This is a genomic window from Methylobacterium sp. Leaf112 (assembly GCF_001423295.1).
Classification (GTDB): domain Bacteria; phylum Pseudomonadota; class Alphaproteobacteria; order Rhizobiales; family Beijerinckiaceae; genus Methylobacterium.
In genome coordinates this window covers 38,433-57,278 of record NZ_LMNG01000002.1, presented here as the reverse complement: position 1 = coordinate 57,278, position 18,846 = coordinate 38,433, and the positions used below count along the sequence as shown (strand labels likewise).

The window sequence follows — 18,846 nt, the reverse complement described above, 5'->3', positions numbered from 1 at the left end:
AAGAGAACTTCTTATTGCGCTCGTCCGCCCGGGCGTTGCATCGCAGCCGAACCCCTGCTTCCGGCGCGCATGACCGAGACCCTTCACGAGACGTTCGCACGGCTGGCCACCCTCGATCGCGACGTCGTCGCCATCGCGTGGCTGTCCTTGCGCGTCAGCCTGTCGGCCGTGGCCATCGGCCTCGTTCTGGGCATTCCCTTGGGTGCGTTCCTTGCCGTGACACGGTTTCGGGGCCGGTCCGCGCTCGTCGGGCTGCTCAACGCGTTCATGGGGCTGCCGCCGGTGATCGTCGGGCTCGTGCTCTACCTCGTCCTGTCACGGTCGGGACCGTTCGGGTCGCTCGGCCTGCTGTTCACCCCTGGCGCCATGGTGGCGGCGCAGGCGGTCCTGGCGACCCCCCTCGTCGCGGCCCTGACCCGCCAAGTGATCGCCGACGCCGAGGACCATCTCGGCGAGCAGTTGCGCTCACTCGGTCTCTCCGCTCCGCGCCGGGCGGGCGTACTCATCCACGACACCCGCTTCTCCCTCGTGACCACGGCACTCGCGGCATTCGGAAGGGCGATCTCGGAGATCGGCGCCGTGCTGGTGGTGGGCGGCAACATCGACGGTCACACCCGCACCATGACGACGGCGATCTCCCTGGAGACCCAGAAGGGCGATCTCAGCCTCGCCCTGGCGCTGGGCCTCGTCCTCATCGGACTCGTGGTCACGGTGAACGCGGTGGCGGCCCTCCTGCGCGGCCACGCCGCCCGCGCCTACGGGTGAGCGCGATGGCGGGCATCACCCTCACGGACATCCGCCTCGTCCTCAATCGCACCACGATCCTCGACAGCCTGAGCCTCGCGATCCCGCCCTCCGGCATCACCGCCCTCGTCGGCCCCAACGGGGCGGGCAAGAGCGCGACCCTGCGGGTGATCGACGGGCTGTTGGTTCCGACGGGTGGCAGCCTGCGGGTGCCGGGTGCGGCGCGCCGGGCCTTCGTGTTCCAGAAGCCGGCCCTCATCCGGGCGAGTGCCGCCGCCAACGTCGCCCTCGGCCTCGTGCCCCTGAGCCTGTCTCGGGCCGAGCGCCGGGAGCGCACCCGCGCGGCGCTCGCCCGCGTCGGCCTCGCACACCGGGCCGGCGACCCGGCCACCCGCTTCTCCGGCGGCGAGCAGCAGCGCCTCGCCCTCGCCCGCGCCTGGGCGGCCCGGCCCGACCTCCTCCTCCTCGACGAGCCGACGGCGAACCTCGATCCCAGTGCCACCGAGCTCGTGGAAGCCCTCATCGCCGAGATGGCGGCGGAAGGCACCAAGGTGGTGCTCGTCTCCCACAATCTCGCACAGGTCGCGCGGCTCGCCGCCGACGTGATCGTCCTCGCCCGGGGCCGCGCCGTCGAGCACGGCCCGACCCGGACCACCCTCCTGTCCCCGCGCACGCCCGAAGCGCGCGCCTATTTCGATGGAGAACTGCCTTGGACTTCCCTCGCCGCAGCGTCCTGACCCTCGGTCTCCTCGCACTCCTGGGGGCTTCCCCCCTGGGGGCTTTCCCCGCGAGCGCCGAGCCGGCCTCCATCGTCGTGGCCTCGACCACCTCGACGGAGCAGTCCGGCCTGTTCAAGCACATCCTCCCCGCCTTCGCGGCAAAGACCGGCATCACCGTGAAGGTGGTGGCGCTCGGCACCGGTCAAGCCCTCGACGCGGCGCGCCGGGGTGACGCCGACGTGGTTCTCGTCCACGACCGGGCGGCGGAGGACGCCTTCGTGGCGCAGGGCTTCGCCAAGGCGAGGTTCGACGTGATGTACAACGACTTCGTACTGGTGGGGCCGAAGGGCGACGCGGCCGGCACGAAGGGCACCGACATCACCGCCGCCCTCCGGAAGATCGCCGCGGCCAAGGCGCCGTTCGTCTCGCGCGGTGATCGTTCGGGAACCCACAGCGCCGAGCTGCGGAGCTGGAAGGAGGCCGGGATCGATCTGGCCGCGGTGAAGGGCGAGTGGTACCGCGATGTCGGCCAGGGCATGGGACCGGCCTTGAACACGGCCTTTGCCCTCGGCGCCTACATCCTGGCCGATCGCGGAACGTGGCTCGCGTTCAAGAACCGGGGTGATCTCGCGATCCTGGTCGAGGGCGACAAGCGCCTGTTCAACCCCTACGGCGTGATGCTGGTCGACCCGGACAAGCATCCCACCGTGAAGGTGAAGGAGGGGCAGGCCTTCATCGACTGGCTCGTCTCGCCCAAGGGCCAAGACTCCATCGCAGCGTATCGGATCGGCGGCGAGCAGCTGTTCTTCCCGAGCGCCGGGCCCGTTCGCGCGCCGTGACCCTCAGCGCGACTGACGCTGGCGCACGATGTACCAGAGGGCGGCCCCGAGCACGATCGCCACGAGGCTTACCCAAACCCAATTGAAATCCATCGCCGCCAGGGTGTTGGCGCTGGAGTTGGAGCCCGCCGGCCCGGTCTCCGGGATCGGCGGGGCCGGGTTCATCGTCTGTGCGACGGCCTCGCCCACGGCGCCGAGCAAAATCGGTACGGCCAGTATCCGGTTCATCGCTCGATCCTCACGGTTGCCGTCCGGCCGTACCGTCGAATGTGAAAGCCGGCGCAGCGGCGAGCTCGGCCTTCGTCAGCCGCAGCTCCGCCCGGACGGGTGCGTTGCCGGAGGCGCCTGCGAGCACGGTCGCGCGTTCCCCCGTGGGCGTCTGCGCGCCCGTGGAACCCGTTGCGTCGGTGACCCGCCCGCTGTGCTTGTCCTCGACGGCGCCGAGGACGTCGCGGGTGGTGTCGCTCCCCGGCATCGTCTGCGGCCCGGCCTGGGCGGCCTCGGCCGTCGACGCGGCATTCTGGGGGGTGGCGACCGAGGTCGGCCCCGAGGTGAGTGGCACGTCGCCGACGTTCCAGGCCAGCAGTTCGAAGGGGACCGCGACGTACTTCTCACCGATCCCCAGGAAGCCGCCGACGCCGATCACGACGGTCTCGATCCGGCCGTCGGCTGCGAGCAGCACATCCTCGATGGTACCGACCCGGACGTGATCCATCCCGACGACGCCGACCCCGATCACCTTCGAAACCCGCATGGTGCCTGGGGCCGGTGCGGTCCGGAACTGAGCCGGCTTCGCGGCACTCGCCTCATCGGCGGCGCGTGCGGGTGCGTTCAGGGTCAGGGCGCCGGATCCGCACAGGATGGCGGCAAGGAGTACGGCGCTCCACCGATACGATTTCATGGCTGACTCCAGGCGCCGGGACACGGGCTTCACGGTCTCAATGCGCGGGCGTGCGGTCCGGTTCATCGCGGTCCCATTCCGGGCGCCGGGGCGACAAACCACGAAAAATCGTCCAGAGCACCCAGCCGGACCCCGCTTTCGAGGCCCCTGCCCCTGATGCCTGCCGAGCCCCTCCTCGTCGCGGCCGCGCTCCTGCCCTTCCTCGGCAGCGTGGCGGCGGCCCTGCTGCCCCGCGACGCGCGCAACGCCGCGGCCCTTCTCGCGGGGTTCGTCACACTCACAAGTCTCGCCTGTATCGGAGCGCTGTATCCCCGCATCGGCGGGGCGCCGGTGGTGCAGACCCTCGACTGGCTGCCCTCCCTCGGGGTCGCACTGGTGCTGCGACTGGATGGCCTCGCCTGGCTGTTCGCCGTCCTCGTCCTCGCCATCGGCGCCCTCGTGGTGCTCTACGCGCGTTACTACATGTCGGCGCAGGACCCGGTGCCGCGGTTGTTCTCGTTCTTCCTCGCCTTCGTCGGCGCGATGCTCGGCATCGTGCTCGCGGGCAACCTGATCCAGCTCGTGGTGTTCTGGGAACTGACGAGCGTCTTCTCGTTCCTGCTCATCGGCTACTGGTACGACAACCGCGCGGCGCGGGACGGCGCGCGCATGGCCCTCACCATCACGGCCCTCGGCGGCCTGTGCCTCCTCGTCGGCATGGTGATCGTCGGGCGGATCGTCGGCAGCTACGATCTCGCCGTGGTGCTCGCGTCGGGGGATGCCATCCGGACGAGCCCGCTCTACCTGCCCGCCCTCGTGCTGATCCTGGCGGCGGCGCTGACGAAATCGGCGCAGTTCCCGTTCCACATCTGGCTGCCCCGGGCGATGGCGGCACCCACGCCGATCAGCGCCTACCTGCACTCGGCCACCATGGTGAAGGCCGGCATCTTCCTGATGATCCGCTTCTGGCCAGTGCTGGCCGAGACCGACGCCTGGTACTGGATCGTCGGCACCGCCGGCATGGCGACGATGCTGATCGGTGCCTGGAGCGCGATCTTCCAGCACGACCTCAAGGGCCTGCTCGCCTACTCCACCATCAGCCATCTCGGGCTGATCACCCTGCTTCTCGGCCTCAACTCGCCGCTGGCCGTCGTCGCGGCGATCTTCCACACGGTGAACCATGCCACCTTCAAGGCGTCGCTGTTCATGGCCGCCGGCATCATCGACCACGAGACCGGCACGCGCGACATGCGCCGCCTCAGCGGCCTGTGGCGGGCCATGCCCTACACCGCGACCCTCGCCATGGTCGCCGCCGCCGCCATGGCGGGCGTGCCGCTGCTGAACGGCTTCCTGTCGAAGGAGATGTTCCTGTCGGAGGCCGTCGACAACGTCGGCGACCATCCGCTCCAACTCGCCCTGCCGGTTCTGGCGACCTTGGCCTCCGCCTTCACGGTGCTCTATTCCCTGCGCTTCATCCGCCAGACCTTCTTCGGGGCACCGCCGCACGATCTGCCGAAGGCGCCGCACGAGCCGGAGCGCTGGATGCGCCTGCCCATCGAGGTCCTGGTGCTGGCCTGCATCAGTGTCGGACTCGTGCCCAACCTCACCATCGGGCCGGCCCTGGAGACCGCTTCGCGTTCGGTGTTCGGCGAGGCCGGCCCAGCCTACGACCTCGCGATCTGGCACGGCTTCAACGCACCCCTCGCCCTCAGCATGGGGGCGCTCGCCGGCGGTGTCGGCCTCTATTTGGCGTTCGGCCGGCGCATCAACACCAACCCCCGCGGCGGCCCCTGGCTCATGCACCGCCTCGACGGCGGCTGGATGTTCGAGCGCGCCATGACCGGCCTCGTGCATGCGGCCCGCGGGCTCGAACGGGCGCTCGGGGCGACGCGCGTACAGGTGCAATTGCGCGCCCTGTTCCTCGTGGCCCTCATCGCGGGCCTGTCGGCCGTGCTCGCGCGCGGCCTGCCCGCCCTGCCGGTCCCCGATCCCTCCGGGATCGATCCCGCCTTCGCGCTCCTGTGGCTGGTGGGCGGCGCCTGTGCCGTGGGGGCCGCCGAGCGCGCCAAGTACCATCGCCTGTCGGCCGTGATCCTCACCGGTGGGGCGGGCCTCGTCAGCAGCCTCACCTTCGTCTGGCTGTCGGCACCCGACCTCGCCGTCACCCAACTGCTCATCGAAATCGTGACGACGGTGTTGCTCCTCCTCGGCCTGCGCTGGCTGCCCAAGCGCGATGAGGCCATCCTGGCACCGGCGGCCGAGAACCGCCGCGCCCGGCGCCGCCGGGTCACCGACTTCGTCGTCGCGGGCGCCGTCGGCATCGGTCTCGCCGGCCTCGCCTACGCGGTGATGACCCGGCCGTCACCCGAGGGCATCGCCCGCTGGTTCGTCGAGGAGGCCTATCCCCAAGCCGGCGGTCGCAACGTCGTCAACGTCCTGCTGGTGGATTTCCGCGCCTTCGACACCATGGGCGAGATCTGCGTGCTCGGAATCGTCGGTCTCACGGTCTTCGCCCTCCTGCGCCGCTTCCGTCCGGCCGCCGACAGCCTGGAGCGGCCGAAGCAGCAGCTCAGGCAGGAGGCCGCCGACCTCGCCCACGCGGAGCGCAGCGTCGGCGACACCGCGTCCGACGCCCTGCTGATCCCCTCCGTGGTGATCACCTGGCTGTTCCCGTTCGTGTGCGTGCTGGCCCTTCACCTCTTCCTGCGCGGGCACGATTGGCCCGGCGGCGGTTTCGCGGCGGGCATCGCGCTCACCATCGCGTTCGTGCTCCAGTACATGGCCCACGGGGCGCAATGGGTGGAGGAGCGCCTGCGCATCCGCCCGATCGCCTGGATCGGCTTCGGGCTCCTCGTCGCCGTTCTGGCGGGGGCGGTGCCCTGGCTGTTCGGCCGCCCCTTCCTCACCGCCGCCTTCAAGTACGCCGACGTGCCGGTCCTGGGGAAAATCCCCCTGGCCAGCGCCGTTGCCTTCGATCTCGGCGTCGTCGTGCTCGTGGTGGGGGCCAGCGTGCTCATGCTCGTCGCCCTGGCGCGGCAATCCCTGCGCCGCGCCCGCGAAGCGGCCGCCGACCTGGAGACCGACGCCTGATGGAGATCGTTCTATCCCTGGGGATCGGCCTGTTCGCCGCCTCGGGCGTATGGCTGCTCCTGCGGCCGCGCACCTTCCAGGTGGTTCTCGGGTTGTCGCTGCTCACCTACGCGGTGAACCTGTTCATCTTCGCCATGGGCCGCCTGACGATCGGCGCCCCGCCGGTTCTCGAAGCCGGCGCCGATGCGGCGCGGATCGCCGATCCGGTGCCCCAGGCCCTGGTGCTCACCGCCCTCGTCATCAGCTTCGCCCTCACGGCGCTGTTCCTCGTCGTCCTGCTCGCCGCACGGGGCATCACCGGCAGCGATCACGTCGATGGCCGCGAGCCCGGCGCATGAGCGCACCGAGCGATCACCTCGTCGTCCTGCCCATCGTGCTGCCCATCGCCGCGTCGGGCCTGATGCTGCTCCTCGACGAGCGGCGCAGCCGCCTCAAGGCGGCGATCAGCCTCGCGACGACCACGGTCCTGCTGGCCACCGCCCTCATCCTGGCCTGGGGCACGCTGGCGGCTCCCCAGGTCTACCGCCTCGGAAACTGGGCCGCCCCCTACGGCATCGTTCTCGTCGCCGACCGGCTCGCGGCGATGATGCTGGTGCTGACGGGAATCCTCGGCCTCGCGGCCCTGGTCTTCGCCGTCGCCCGCTGGGACCGGGCGGGGCCGCGCTTCCACGCCCTGTTCCTGCTGCTGCTGATGGGGGTGAACGGCGCCTTCCTCACCGGCGACCTGTTCAACCTGTTCGTGTTCTTCGAGGTGATGCTGGCCGCGTCCTACGGCCTCGTGCTGCACGGCTCGGGCGAGACGCGGATCAGGGCCGGGCTCACCTACATCGCCGTCAACCTCATCGCGTCGCTGTTCTTCCTCGTCGGCGTCAGCCTGATCTACGGCACCATGGGGACCCTCAACATGGCCGACCTCGCCCGCCGCCTGTCGGGGCCGGCTGGGGCCGAGGCCGGGCTGTTCGAGGCCGGCTGCGCGGTGCTCGGCGTCGCCTTCCTGATCAAGTGCAGCGCCTGGCCCCTCGGGTTCTGGCTGGCCCCGACCTACTCCGCCGCGAGCGCGCCCGCCGCCGCCATCCTGGCGATCCTGAGCAAGGTCGGCATCTACGTCGTCGTGCGCCTGAGCCTGCTGCTGTTCGGCACCGGCGCCTCTGCGGGGTTCGGCCAGGGTTGGCTGTTCGCCGGCGGCCTCGCCACCATCGCGTACGGCACCATCGGGATCCTCGCCGCGCGCGACCTCACGCGGGCGGCGGCCTACGCGGTGATGATCTCGTCCGGCACGGTGCTGGCCGCCCTCGGAACCGGAAGCCGGGCCGCCCTGTCGGGCGCCCTGTTCTACCTCGTCGGCTCGACCCTGGCGGCGGGGGCGCTGTTTCTGCTGGCCGAGATCCTCCAGCGCGGCCGCGACCCGGCCGCGGCGTCCCTGGCCGTGTTCGCCGACGAGTACCACGATCCCTTCGACGACGACGGTGCCACCGAGACCGGCCGGGCGATCCCGGCGGCCGTGGCCATCGTCGGCGGCGGGTTCCTGCTCTGCACCCTGATGCTCGCCGGGTTGCCTCCGCTGGCCGGCTTCATCGGCAAGCTCGCGATGTTCACAGGCCTCGCGGGCGGTGCGATGGCGCCCATGGCCTGGAGCTTCATACTCGTCCTGACGGTCTCCAGCCTCGGGACCCTGATGCCCCTGGTGCGCCTCGGCATCCAGGGCTTCTGGGTGCCGCACGACGGTCCCGATCCGGTGATCGGGCGGCTCGAATTCGCGGCCCTGGCCGGACTGATGACCGTCTGCCTCGGCCTCACACTCTGGGGCGGGCTCGGGCTCGCCTACACCGATCGCACGGTGGCGTGGCTCGCCGACCCCACCGCCTATGTCCGCGCGGTCCTCCCCGGGGGCGCGCCATGAACCGGTTCCTGCCCTATCCCCTGCTCTCCCTCGCCCTTGTCGCGACGTGGCTGCTGTTGAACCCGCCGCTGACCGTCGCGACGGCATTTCTTAGCGTCGTCGTCGGATGGCTCGTGCCCTTCGTCATGCGGGCCCTGCGGCCCGAGGCCGTGCGCGTGCGTGCGCCGGGCACGATCCTCGGGCTGGCGGGGCGCGTTCTCGGCGACGTGGTGCGATCCAACATCGACGTCGCGAAGGTGATCCTGGGCCTGCGCCGCGGCACACGCCACACCGGCTTCGTGTCGATTCCCCTCGACCTGCGCAGCCCCTACGGCCTCGCGGTGCTGGCGATCATCCTCACGGCGACGCCCGGCACCCTGTGGATCCAGTACGATTCCAACACCGGGCGCCTGCTCCTTCACGTTCTCGACTTCGTCGAGGGCGACGAATGGGTCCGCAGGGTCAAGGATCGCTACGAGCGCCCATTGATGGAGATCTTTCCGTGAGCCCGACCCTCGTCCTCACCTACGGCCTGGGGCTGGCGCAGGCGATGCTGGTCCTCGCGATGGTGCTCGCCGCCTGGCGCGTCCTACGCGGTCCCCGAGCCCAGGATCGCGTGCTCGGCCTCGACACGGTCTACCTCAACGGCATGCTCGCCATCGTGGTTCACGGCCTGCGCACCGGCAGCGGGCTCTACTTCGAGGCGGCGCTGATCATCGGCTTGCTCGGCTTTGCCGCCACCCTGGCACTGGCGAAGTTCCTGATGCAGGGCGAGGTGATCCAGTGACCGGCGCCGACCTGCCCGCCTGGGCCGCCTGGCTCGTGGTCGCCCTGGCGCTCGCCGGGGCCGGCTTCTCGCTCACCGGCGCCGTCGGCCTGATCCGCCTGCGAACCTTCTACGAGCGCGTGCATGCGCCGACCCTCGGGGCGACCCTCGGCATGGCCCTGATCGTCACGGCCTCCGTGCTGTACTTCTCGGTAGCAGAGGGGCATTTGGTCCTGCGCGATCTCCTGATCGGGCTGTTCCTCACCGTGACTACGCCCGTCACCCTAATCCTGCTCGGCCGCGCCGCCACCTACCGCGACCGGGCCGAGGGCAACGCCGACGCACCCCCCGACCCGTAAAGCGTGCGCCTCACCCGCTCGCCCGCAGCGAGGCGCCGAGGGCCGCCCTGAGCTGGCGGGTGGTGGACGCGTTGGCATCCGGATCGACCGGCCGGGGCGTGGCGATCGCGAAGATATCGTGGATGCGGCCGGGCTTCGGGCGGAGCACCACGGCCCGGTCGGCCAGCACGGCGGCCTCCCCGACATCGTGGGTGACGAGGACGATGGTCGGGCGCGTCTCGGCCCAGAGGCCGAGAAGGTGGCCGTGCAGATCCTGGCGCGTCACCGCGTCGAGGGCCGAGAACGGCTCGTCGAGGAGGAGAACCTTAGGCTGCGCCACGAAGGCTCGGGCGATGGCGGTCCGCTGCTGTTGACCGCCGGAGAGGTCGCGCGGCCAACGGTCCGCGTGCTCGGCGAGGCCGACCCGCTCGAGGGCATGGGCGACCCGCCTGACTCGCTCCGGTGCGGAAAGATCGGCGAGGCCGAAGCCGACATTCTGCGCGATGGTGAGCCAGGGCAGCAGGCGCGGCTCCTGGAACACGAGTCCGACGCCGGGATGGGGCCGGTCGAGCACCTCGCCGTCGAGGCGGATCGTTCCGCCGCTCGCCGTATCGAGGCCGGCGGCGAGGCGCAGGAGCGTGGTCTTCCCGCAGCCCGAGCCGCCGACCAGGGCGAGAATTTCGCCACGCGCCACCTCGACGGAAATGCCCGCGAGCGCCCGCGTCCCGTCGGCGTAGGTCTTGGAGACGTTCCGGAAGGTGAGCACATCCGCCCCTAGAGGATGTCGCGCGCCACGTCCTGCCAGCGCAGGAGCGGTCGGGTCAGGACGACGAGGATCGTGTCGGCCGCCTTGCCCAGCAGCGCGAAGGTCAGGATCGCGGCGAGGATCTGCTCGGGCTTGCCGAATTGCTGGCCGTCCACGAGGAGGTAGCCGAGCCCCTCGGACGCGCCCATCAGCTCGGCCGCCACCACGAACAGGAAGCCGAGGCCGAGGCCCGTGCGGAGCGCGACGATGGTGGCGGGCAGGACCGCCGGGAGCAGAATGCGGCGGGCCAGCGCCGGTTTCGACAGCCGGAAGATGCGCCCGACCTCTACCAGCTTGCGGTCGACGGAGGCGATGGCCCCCGATACGCCGACATAGACCGGAAAGAACACGCCGACGCCGATGAGAACCACCTTGGGCGTCTCCAGGATACCGAGCCACAGGATGAACAGGGGCACCCAGGCCAGCGACGGCACCGCCCGCAGGGCCTGGAACGCCGGATCGAGGAGGTGGCGCGCCAGTGGCAGGGTGCCGGTCACCGCGCCGAGGGCGATGCCGAGGCCTGCCCCGAGGACGAAGCCGGAGGCGACGCGCACGAGGGTGGCCTGGACGTGCAGCCACAGCTCGCCCGAGGCGGCGAGGTCCGACAGGGTGGCGAGAACCCGGCTCGGCGGCGGAACGAGGCGCCCCTGCGCCAGGCCGCCCCGGACGGCGATCTCCCACCCGATCGCCAGACCGAGCGGGAGGAGCAACCCCAGCACCGCGCGGCCCACGCGATCGCCACGGAGCGGGAGCCCCGAGGCGGGCGCCTCCCGACCATCCGCCTCCGCCGTGTCGGTCAGCCCCGCAGCCATGCTCAGCGCTGGGCCGTTGCGGGCGAGAAGCGAGTGTCGATGAGGCCGTCGACGGCCGCAGCCACATCCGTTTCGGCCGGGATGACGCCCGCCTGCTGCAGGGCGAGGCCGGCGGCGCGGATGCTCGCCGCCTGGACCGGTCCGATCGCGGGCTGGCTCAGATCGGTGCGGGTCAGTTGCCGGGCGATGACGGCCTCGGGCAGCTTGGTCGCCGCGATCAGCGCTGCCTGCACGGCGGCCGGATTGGCCAGCGCGTAGGTGCGGGCGCGCTCGTAGGCGGCGATCACCGTGGCCACGAGGTCGGGATGATCCTTCGCGAAATCCTCGCGCACGTCGAGGACGCCCCAGGTGTTGGCCGAAGCATCGCGGAAGAACAGTACGCTGCCGCCCTCGATCTCGGCCGCCGCCATCATCGGGTCGAGGCCGGCCCAGGCATCGACGTCGCCGCGCTCCAGGGCGGTACGTCCGTCGGCATGCTGCAGCAGGACGAGCTTGGCGTCTTTCTCCGTGAGGCCGGCGCCCTGGAGGGCGCGGATGAGGAAGATGTGCGGATCGGTGCCGCGGGTGACCGCGATGCGCTTGCCCTTGAGGTCGGCGGGTTTGGCGATGCCGCTGTCCTTTCGGGTGACGAGGGCGGTCCATTCGGGCTGCGAGAAAGCGTAGATCGCCTTCACCGGGTTGCCGTTGATCCGCGCGAGCAGGGCGGCGGCCCCGGCCGAGGAGCCGAAATCGATGGCGCCGCCATTGAGGAATTCCAGCGCCTTGTTGGAGCCGAGCGACTGCACCCAGCGCACTCCGATGCCCTTCTGCTTCAAGGCTTCCTCGAGGAAGCCCTTCTCTTTCAGGACGAGGCTCACCGGATTGTAGGTCGCCCAGTCGAGGCGGACCTCCTTCACCTCGGCCGCCAGCGCCAGGCACGGGGCCGCCAGGAGCGCGAGGGCGCCGCAGGCCATGGCGAGAAGCGTGCGGCGCGGAACGGCTTTGAGGTGACGCATGGGAGGCTCGCTCGTTCATCGCGGCGGCCCGTGGGCCGCCGCCGGTTGGGGAGTCTAGCGGCGCGGCAGGGAGTGCAGCGCCTTCAGGAACACGTCGACGTCGTGGCGGGTGTTGTAGAAGGCGAGCGACGCGCGCACCGACTGATCGACGCCGAACCGGCGCAGGGCCGGCAGGGCGCAGTGATGCCCCGACCGCACGGCGATGCCGCGTGCGTCGAGGTGGTGGGCCACAGCCTCGTTCTCGTGCCCGTCGACGACGAAGGACATGACGCTGGCTTTCTGCCGGGCCGTACCGATGAGGCGCAGGCCCTTCACCTCGGCGATGCCCGCTTGGGCGTACTCGAGCAGGTCGTGCTCGTAGGCGGCGATGCCCGGCAGTCCGACGCTTTCGAGGTAGTCCAGCGCCGCGCCGAGACCCACGGCCCCGGCGATGTCGGGCGTGCCCGCCTCGAACTTTTCGGGCGCGCCCTTGTAGACGGTCCGCGCGAAGGTGACGTCTTCGATCATGTGGCCGCCGCCCTGCCACGGGGGCATCGCCTCGAGCAGGTGCTTCTTGCCGTAGAGGGCGCCGATGCCCGTTGGGCCGAACACCTTGTGGCCGGAGAACACGAGGAAGTCCGCATCCAGCGCCTGCACGTCGAGGGGGATGTGCGGCGAGGATTGGGCCGCGTCGACCAGCACCGGTACCCCGTAGGCGTGGGAGAGCGCGATGATCTCCGCCACCGGGTTGATGGTCCCGAGCGCGTTGGCGACGTGGGTCACCGACACGATCTTGGTGCGGCCCGACAGCAGGGCGGCGAACTGCTCGAAGATGATCTCGCCGCGGTCGTTGACCGGTATCACCCGCAGGGTGGCGCCGGTGGCCTGGGTCAGGAGTTGCCAGGGCACGATGTTGGCATGGTGCTCGATCTGGGAGACGATGATCTCGTCACCCGGACCGACATTGGCGCGGCCGTAGGAATTGGCCACGAGGTTGATCGCCTCCGTGGTGCCGCGCAGGAAGACGATGTCGTCCTTGGAGGGCGCATTGAGGAAGCGCCGCACCTTCTCGCGGCCCCCTTCGAACAGATCCGTGGAGCGGGCCGCCAGGGTGTGGGCGGCCCGGTGGATGTTGGAGTTGTGGCGGGCGTAGAACTCCGACGTGGCGTCGATGACGCTCTGCGGCTTGTGCGTGGTGGCCGCGTTGTCGAGCCAGATCAGGGGATGGCCGTTGATGCTCTGGTGCAGCGCCGGGAAGTCCTTGCGGACGCGCTCCACGTCGAACGGCGCGGCGACGGGGCTCGCCCCTTGGGTCGAGACATGCGGCGCATGCCCGTGACCCTGCCCACGACCCGGCTGCACTCGCGGCGACGCGCTGCCCGGCCGGCTGCGGTCGGCGAGGAAGTAGTACTCGCCCTGCGAGAACGGCTCGTCGCCGATCTCGACCTTATGGGGCGACTCCCGGCCGGCCGGCTCCGGCGAGAGCCGGCCAGTGCGCGAGAACGTCTCCTGGGCCTCGTCCTTGCCGTGGCTGCCGGGCGCTGCCGGAACCAGGGACGGGGCGAGGCCGTGGGCGAAGCCGTTGGCGCGCGGATGGTCCTTGGCGACGGTGCGGTGGAGGTCGACGCCACCGGGCAAGGTGGCGGCCACCTCGGGCACGCTCGGCACGAAGAACTCCGGCAAGGCCCGCCCCGGGCCCTGCGCCTCGGGGTGGACCGACGGAAATGCCGACGGCTGGGCGAAACCCGGCCCGGACAGGCCCGGCAGGCCGACCGGTGGCGTGCCGAACGCGCGCGCCCCCAGCGTCGAGACATCGGGCTGCAGGCCCGACGGACCCGAGCCGGACGGGATCGAGGGCGTGCCCAGATCCGCCTTCGGGGCCTGGGGGTGGCCGAAGCCCTGGGGAAGATTCTCCAGAGCCTGCGGGGCTTGCGGGGTCTGCGGCAGGTTCGGAGTCAGGGGCACGCTTGCGGCCTGCCCCTGACCGTAGATCTCGCGGGCGAGGCGCCCGACGAGATCCGAATGCGCCGCATCGCCGAACACGCCCGTGGGGAGACTGCCCGTGGGAAGACGGGCGGACGGCGCGTCAGGCGTAGTCATGGTAGTTGCCCAGGAGCACGTTATCGAGACGCGCGATGGCATCCTCGACCAAGACGGCGGCCGAGAAGTAGCGGGTCACGAGGTGCGAAGCGATGGAGTGGTCGTTGGTGCCCATGTAGCGCACCGACAGGCCGGTCTCGATCTCGCCGGTGACCCCGGACTTCTGCAGGCCGACGACGCCCTGTTCGTGCTCGCCGACGCGCAGGAGCAGGATCGAGGTGGTCTGGGCGCCGGTCACCGGATCGCGGTCGATGGGCAGCTTGTCGCTCGGCACGATCGGCACGCCGCGCCAGGTGAGGAAGGGCGAGCCGAACAGGTGGATCACCACCGGGGGCACGCCGCGCCGGGTGGCTTCCCGGCCGAAGGCCGCGATGGCGCGGGGATGGGCCACGAAGAAGGCGGGCTTCTTCCAGACCAGGGTCAGCAACTCGTCGAGGTCGTCCGGGGTGGGCGGGCCGCCGCGGGTCGGGATGCGCTGGCGCTGGCTGACTTCGTGCAGCAGGCCGAACTCGGAATTGTTGAAGAGTTCCCACTCCTCGCGCTCCTTCACGGCGTCGACCGTGAGGCGGATCTGCTCGCGCAGCTGGTCGATCTCGTTGGAGTAGAGGTCGGTGACGCGGGTGTGGGTGTGGAGGATCGTCTGGATCGTGGAGAGGTGGTACTCGCGCGGGTCGATCTCGTAATCCACGAAGGTGGTGGGCAGGCGCGGCTCGCCGGTATGGACGGCGAGCAGCTCGATGCCCTGCTCTCCGTGGGAGTTGGTGTGCCCCTTGAGGCGGTCGCGCTCCTCCACGTACTGGGTGATGCGCGAGCGGATGCCCTCGTCCTCGATGGCGGCCCGGTCGAGGGTCAGGAGCGTCACCGCCGAGAGCGCCTTCACGGCCGGCGCGGGCGTGTTCTCGCCGACGAGGTCGCCGTCACCGAAATAGTCGCCACCGGTGGCCAGCCCCTGGCGCAGGCGCCCCTTGAACGGTCCCGACAGGGTGAGTTCGACGGTGCCCTCGGCCACCACGGTCAGGCTGCGGTCCGACGAGCCTTCCTCGGCGATGACGTCGCCGGCCTTGTGCTGGGAGGCCGTGAACCGGGAGGCCAGGGCCGAGAGCTCGGCGTCGCCGAGCCGGCTGAACAGGGGGATGCGGCGCAGGGAGGCCGGGCGCACCAGGCGGGCACCGTCGTCGTTGGACAGCTCGATCCGACCGGGCTTCGCCAGCACCACGGCGCGGCGGTTGACCCGGTAGACGCCGCCGGCGACATCGACGAAGGGCAGCAGGCGATGGAACCAGCGCGGAGTGTTGGCCGCGTTCTGGACCGAGGTGACGGTCGCGGTGGCGAGATTGCGTGCCGCAGAAGCGCTCACGCTCAGACCGGGTCCACTCATTAGGGGTCGTCTCCGTATTTCGGGCAGAGGCATGGGAATGCGCGCGACGCGAATGGAATCGCATCGGAACCGCGCCTGACGTGCCCGCTCTCGGTGGTTATGTTTGCGGCCCGCCGCTCGAACGGCTTCGGTGCGGGAGCGATTTCGGTTTAGCTTTCGCGATTAACAAAGGTCAACAAAACGTTCTTCTATATATTGGCACTGAAGGAGTTCAATGCATTGTACATTGGTGTCTCGTAGATAGAACTGGCTAGGCAGCAAGGGATGTGCAAAAAAATCATCTCGTGTTGCTGTCTCGCGTAGAACAGCTGGACTGAAAGAATTTTTTTAAATCCCGTCCCCGAAGAACTGATCCATGCTCATGGCAGGGACTTCGGCTGTCTTGAGCCGCGACACCACCCGGGCCGGCACCCCTGCCACCGTGGTGTGGGCGGGCACGTCGTGCAGCACCACGGCCGCCGCGGCGACCTTCGCCCCCTCCCCGACTCGGATGTTGCCGAGCACCTTGGCGCCGACGCTGAGGAGCACGCCGCGCTCGATCTTGGGGTGGCGGTCGCCGCTCTCTTTGCCGTTGCCGCCGAGCGTCACCGATTGCAGGATCGAGACGTCGTCGGCGATCACCGTGGTCTCTCCGATGACGACGCCGGTGGCGTGGTCGATGAACACCCCCGAGCCGATCCGCGCGGCGGGATGGATGTCGGCGCCGAACACCTCGGAGATCCGGCTCTGAACGTGCAGGCTCAGGGTCGCCCGGCCCTGGTGCCAGAGCCAATGGGCGACCCGGTAGCCCTCGAGTGCGGCCAATCCCTTGTAGAACAGGAACGGATCGAGGTAGCGCCGGCAGGTCGGGTCGCGCTCGCGGATGGCCACGAGGTCGCGCACGGCGTGTGCTCCGGCATGCGGATCCGCCTCGAAGGCCGAGAGGCAGAGGTCGCGCATGGACAGGCGCGCGAGGTCGCCGTCGCCGAGGCGGTGGGCGAGACGATACGCGAAGGCGTGGGACAGGCTCGGCTGGTCCAGGATCGTCGCCTGGATGATGCCGGCATAGAGCGGTTCCTCGACGATCGCCGCCTCGGCCTCGCTCCGCATGGCCCGCCAGACCTCGGATTCCGCATCGGTGTGGCTGACGCTGCGTAGGGGCGGCCGCGTGAAGCCGGCGCGGGCGATGCCGGCTTGGAGGGCGCTCGTCATTCGATGTGATCCTGCGGTGGGGATGGAGCCGCGACCGGACGAGACGTGCGCCGGATCAGGCGATGCGTGTGAACAGGGACGCGCTGTAGCCGACGAGGACGCCGTGCCCGGCGAACTCGACGTCGACGGCCAAGGCCTCGCCCGGCGCCGGATGGATGCCAATGACCCGGCCCGTGGCGTGGCGCCAGATGCCCAGCGCCTCCGCCACGTCGAGCCGTGCGAAAACAACCTGATCGCCCTGAGTCATGGTGTTGTCTCCCTGGCCCCGATTCGCCGAAGCGAAATCCGGGGTGTGATACTTTTTTTCGTTTCGGCGTCTGTCCGGAGTTTGTTTTGCTTTAGTCTTATGGATTTGTAGTATTTATTCTGTATAGGTCTTTATTGTATCCCGATTTCAGGCAATGTCCAAGATAGATCGTCTGTTTTGCTCATGCCATTGCTCCGCTTCCCCCGAGGGCGCCTGCACGAGGATACGGAATACGGGGGAAGCCGTGCGGTTCTGCGGGGCGCCGAACACCAGTGCGTCGGGCCTTCAGGGGCGTCACACTGGATGGGTCAGCGCGCCATGCCCCAGCGGCGAACGGTGAAGCGTTCGAGGGTCGCGAAGACGACGTTCTCCACGAACAGGCCGATGAGCACCACGAGAACGAGGCCCGCGAAGACGCGGTCGGTGTAGAGCTCGTTGCGGTTCTGGAAGATGTACCAGCCGAGCCCGCCGCGTCCCGACGCGGCGCCGAAGACGAGTTCCGCCGCGATCAGGGTGCGCCACGCGAAGGCCCAGCCGATCTTCAGCCCGGACAGGATCGCCGGCAAGGCGGCCGGGATCAGGATCTGCAGCACGTAGGACGGACCGCGCAGGCCGTAATTGCGCCCCGCCATGCGCAGGGTCTCGGGCACGCCTTGAAAGCCCGAATAGGTGTTGAGGGCCATCGGCCACAGCACGGAGTGGATCAGCACGAAGATCAGGCTGCCGGAACCGAGGCCGAACCACAGCAGGGCCAGCGGCAGGAGCGCGATCGCCGGAAGCGGATTGAACATCGCCGTCAGGGTCGAGAGCAGGTCTCGGCCGAACTGCGTCGAGACGGCCAGCGTCGTCAGCCCGAAGGCGAGCACGATCCCGCAGACGTAGCCCTGCACCAGGAGGGAGAGGGAGATCCACACCCGGTCGAGCAACTCGCCGTCGATTAGGCCCTCGATCAGGGCCGACAGGGTGGCGACGAAGCCGGGGAGCAGCAGGTCGTTGTCCTGCCAGCGCGCCAGCCCCTCCCAGACCACGGCGAGCACGGCGATGATGAGACCCTTGCGCAGCCAGTCCTGCTGCCAAAGACGCGTGGACAGCGGCAGCAGGCGCTCCACCGGTGCCTCGACGAACGGCGGCAGGACCCGGTCGTATTCCGGGCGAATGGGCGGCGTGAGCGTCCGGCCCATCATGCGGCCGCCGGTGCGGATGCGGGGTCCGTCTCGAACAGACGTGCGTGCAGCCCCTGCACCGCAGACTGGAATTCGCGGCTGCCGAGGCTGCCGAGATCGAACGCGTGACTGTTGAACTCGCCCCGGACGCGACCGGGATGGGGGGAGAGCAGGGCCACGCGGTTGCCGACCACCAGGGCCTCCTCGATGGAATGGGTCACGAACAGCAGCGTGAAGCGGGCCTCGTCCCACAGGTTCAGCAACTCCTCCTGCATCCGGCGGCGCGTCAGGGCGTCGAGGGCCGCGAACGGCTCGTCCATCATCAGCACCTTCGGCTGCATGGCGAGCGCCCGCGCGATGGCGACGCGCTGCTTCATGCCGCCCGAGAGCTGGTGCGGGTAGCTGTCGGCGAAGCGCGACAATCCGACCTTGTCGATGTAGTGCCGGGCACGTTCCCCGGCCTCCCGTCGGCTCAGCAGACGCGTCGCCCGCAAGGGGAACGCAACGTTCTGGGCCACGGTCTTCCACGGGGGCAGCTGATCGAATTCCTGGAAGACGACGATGCGGTCGGGACCGGGCTCGCGCACCGGCACCCCGTCGAGGGCGATCTCACCCTCGACGGGACGGATGAAGCCGGCCGCCGCCTTGAGGAGGGTGGACTTGCCGCAGCCCGATGGGCCGAGCAGCACGAAACGGTCCGCTTCGTAGACATCGAGATCGATGCGGTGCGTCGCGCGCACCACTCGCTCCGGCGTCCGGTATTCCAGGGTGACCCCGGCGAGGCGCAGGAGGGGCGACGGGGCCGGCTCCGGGCGTGCCTGCGGCGGCGATATCGCGCGCGTCCCGTGGGCGACGGGGCGAGCCGGTTCCCGCTCGAGGAGAGCGAGGTCCGATCGTGTGGCGGCGAACGTCATGGTGCGC

At 70.0% G+C, this 18,846-nt stretch carries 20 protein-coding genes; 9 read left to right on the top strand and 11 right to left on the bottom strand.

The window, feature by feature from the left end; translation table 11 throughout:
- Positions 1-69 precede the first annotated feature (69 nt).
- From ASF52_RS02610 to ASF52_RS02600, 3 genes are read left to right on the top strand one after another with little or no spacing between them, the layout of a single operon-like run.
- Positions 70-765, top strand: coding sequence for an ABC transporter permease (locus tag ASF52_RS02610; protein ID WP_056167165.1), 696 nt, complete (start codon positions 70-72; stop codon positions 763-765).
- A gap of 5 nt (positions 766-770) precedes the next feature.
- Positions 771-1,481, top strand: coding sequence for an ATP-binding cassette domain-containing protein (locus ASF52_RS02605; RefSeq protein WP_156629943.1), 711 nt, complete (start codon positions 771-773; stop codon positions 1,479-1,481).
- Entirely contained in the window at positions 1,454-2,302 is an 849-nt protein-coding gene (locus ASF52_RS02600) for an extracellular solute-binding protein (protein ID WP_056167152.1), read from the top strand. Before ASF52_RS02605 ends, ASF52_RS02600 begins: the two co-directional genes overlap by 28 nt.
- 3 nt (positions 2,303-2,305) lie before the next feature.
- Here the strand turns inward: ASF52_RS02600 and ASF52_RS02595 are convergent, their stop codons facing one another.
- Together ASF52_RS02595 and ASF52_RS02590 are read right to left on the bottom strand one after the other, a co-directional pair.
- Complete coding sequence (locus tag ASF52_RS02595; protein ID WP_056167149.1) at positions 2,306-2,530, bottom strand: hypothetical protein; 225 nt, start codon at positions 2,528-2,530, stop codon at positions 2,306-2,308.
- Between the two features lie 10 nt (positions 2,531-2,540).
- The gene (locus tag ASF52_RS02590; protein ID WP_056167326.1) at positions 2,541-3,203 is read right to left on the bottom strand and encodes a PRC-barrel domain-containing protein; all 663 of its coding nucleotides are present in this window, start codon (positions 3,201-3,203) and stop codon (positions 2,541-2,543) included.
- 156 nt (positions 3,204-3,359) lie between these two features.
- Here ASF52_RS02590 and ASF52_RS02585 point away from each other — a divergent pair, with 156 nt between their 5' ends.
- The 6 genes from ASF52_RS02585 to mnhG are packed head-to-tail and all read left to right on the top strand — an operon-like array spanning position 3,360 to position 9,276.
- On the top strand, positions 3,360-6,272 hold the full coding sequence (locus ASF52_RS02585) for a monovalent cation/H+ antiporter subunit A (protein ID WP_056167146.1): 2,913 nt from the start codon (positions 3,360-3,362) through the stop codon (positions 6,270-6,272).
- Positions 6,272-6,610: a Na+/H+ antiporter subunit C gene (locus tag ASF52_RS02580; RefSeq protein WP_056167144.1), complete on the top strand. Its 339-nt coding sequence runs from the start codon at positions 6,272-6,274 to the stop codon at positions 6,608-6,610. Before ASF52_RS02585 ends, ASF52_RS02580 begins: the two co-directional genes overlap by 1 nt.
- Complete coding sequence (locus ASF52_RS02575) at positions 6,607-8,172, top strand: monovalent cation/H+ antiporter subunit D (protein WP_056167141.1); 1,566 nt, start codon at positions 6,607-6,609, stop codon at positions 8,170-8,172. Before ASF52_RS02580 ends, ASF52_RS02575 begins: the two co-directional genes overlap by 4 nt.
- Positions 8,169-8,657 carry a Na+/H+ antiporter subunit E gene (locus ASF52_RS02570; RefSeq protein ID WP_056167138.1) on the top strand — a complete coding sequence of 163 codons (489 nt, stop codon included), beginning with the start codon at positions 8,169-8,171 and terminating at the stop codon, positions 8,655-8,657. The genes ASF52_RS02575 and ASF52_RS02570 overlap by 4 nt, the downstream gene beginning before the upstream one ends.
- Positions 8,654-8,938: a K+/H+ antiporter subunit F gene (locus tag ASF52_RS02565; RefSeq protein WP_056167134.1), complete on the top strand. Its 285-nt coding sequence runs from the start codon at positions 8,654-8,656 to the stop codon at positions 8,936-8,938. The genes ASF52_RS02570 and ASF52_RS02565 overlap by 4 nt, the downstream gene beginning before the upstream one ends.
- Positions 8,935-9,276, top strand: coding sequence for a monovalent cation/H(+) antiporter subunit G (gene mnhG / locus ASF52_RS02560; protein ID WP_056167132.1), 342 nt, complete (start codon positions 8,935-8,937; stop codon positions 9,274-9,276). Before ASF52_RS02565 ends, mnhG begins: the two co-directional genes overlap by 4 nt.
- Before the next feature lie 10 nt (positions 9,277-9,286).
- On the opposite strand, the gene ASF52_RS02555 is transcribed toward mnhG, so the two are convergent.
- From ASF52_RS02555 to ASF52_RS02515, 9 genes are all read right to left on the bottom strand, one after another.
- Positions 9,287-10,021, bottom strand: coding sequence for an ABC transporter ATP-binding protein (locus tag ASF52_RS02555; RefSeq protein ID WP_056167129.1), 735 nt, complete (start codon positions 10,019-10,021; stop codon positions 9,287-9,289).
- A gap of 8 nt (positions 10,022-10,029) precedes the next feature.
- Positions 10,030-10,872 (bottom strand): ABC transporter permease, encoded by an 843-nt coding sequence (locus ASF52_RS02550; protein ID WP_056167126.1) that lies wholly within the window; start codon positions 10,870-10,872, stop codon positions 10,030-10,032.
- A 2-nt stretch (positions 10,873-10,874) separates the two neighbouring features.
- Positions 10,875-11,867, bottom strand: a complete 993-nt coding sequence (locus ASF52_RS02545; RefSeq protein ID WP_056167122.1) for an aliphatic sulfonate ABC transporter substrate-binding protein — start codon at positions 11,865-11,867, stop codon at positions 10,875-10,877.
- A gap of 54 nt (positions 11,868-11,921) precedes the next feature.
- Complete coding sequence (locus ASF52_RS02540) at positions 11,922-13,946, bottom strand: family 2A encapsulin nanocompartment cargo protein cysteine desulfurase (protein WP_056167118.1); 2,025 nt, start codon at positions 13,944-13,946, stop codon at positions 11,922-11,924.
- Positions 13,933-15,324 (bottom strand): family 2B encapsulin nanocompartment shell protein, encoded by a 1,392-nt coding sequence (locus tag ASF52_RS23430; RefSeq protein WP_056167115.1) that lies wholly within the window; start codon positions 15,322-15,324, stop codon positions 13,933-13,935. Before ASF52_RS23430 ends, ASF52_RS02540 begins: the two co-directional genes overlap by 14 nt.
- A gap of 327 nt (positions 15,325-15,651) precedes the next feature.
- Positions 15,652-16,413: a serine O-acetyltransferase gene (gene cysE, locus ASF52_RS02530; RefSeq protein WP_443136645.1), complete on the bottom strand. Its 762-nt coding sequence runs from the start codon at positions 16,411-16,413 to the stop codon at positions 15,652-15,654.
- A 157-nt stretch (positions 16,414-16,570) separates the two neighbouring features.
- Positions 16,571-16,762 (bottom strand): hypothetical protein, encoded by a 192-nt coding sequence (locus ASF52_RS02525; RefSeq protein WP_056167109.1) that lies wholly within the window; start codon positions 16,760-16,762, stop codon positions 16,571-16,573.
- A gap of 308 nt (positions 16,763-17,070) precedes the next feature.
- Positions 17,071-17,943, bottom strand: coding sequence for an ABC transporter permease (locus ASF52_RS02520; protein ID WP_056167096.1), 873 nt, complete (start codon positions 17,941-17,943; stop codon positions 17,071-17,073).
- Positions 17,943-18,839, bottom strand: coding sequence for an ABC transporter ATP-binding protein (locus ASF52_RS02515; protein WP_056167092.1), 897 nt, complete (start codon positions 18,837-18,839; stop codon positions 17,943-17,945). Before ASF52_RS02515 ends, ASF52_RS02520 begins: the two co-directional genes overlap by 1 nt.
- Positions 18,840-18,846: the final 7 nt, after the last annotated feature.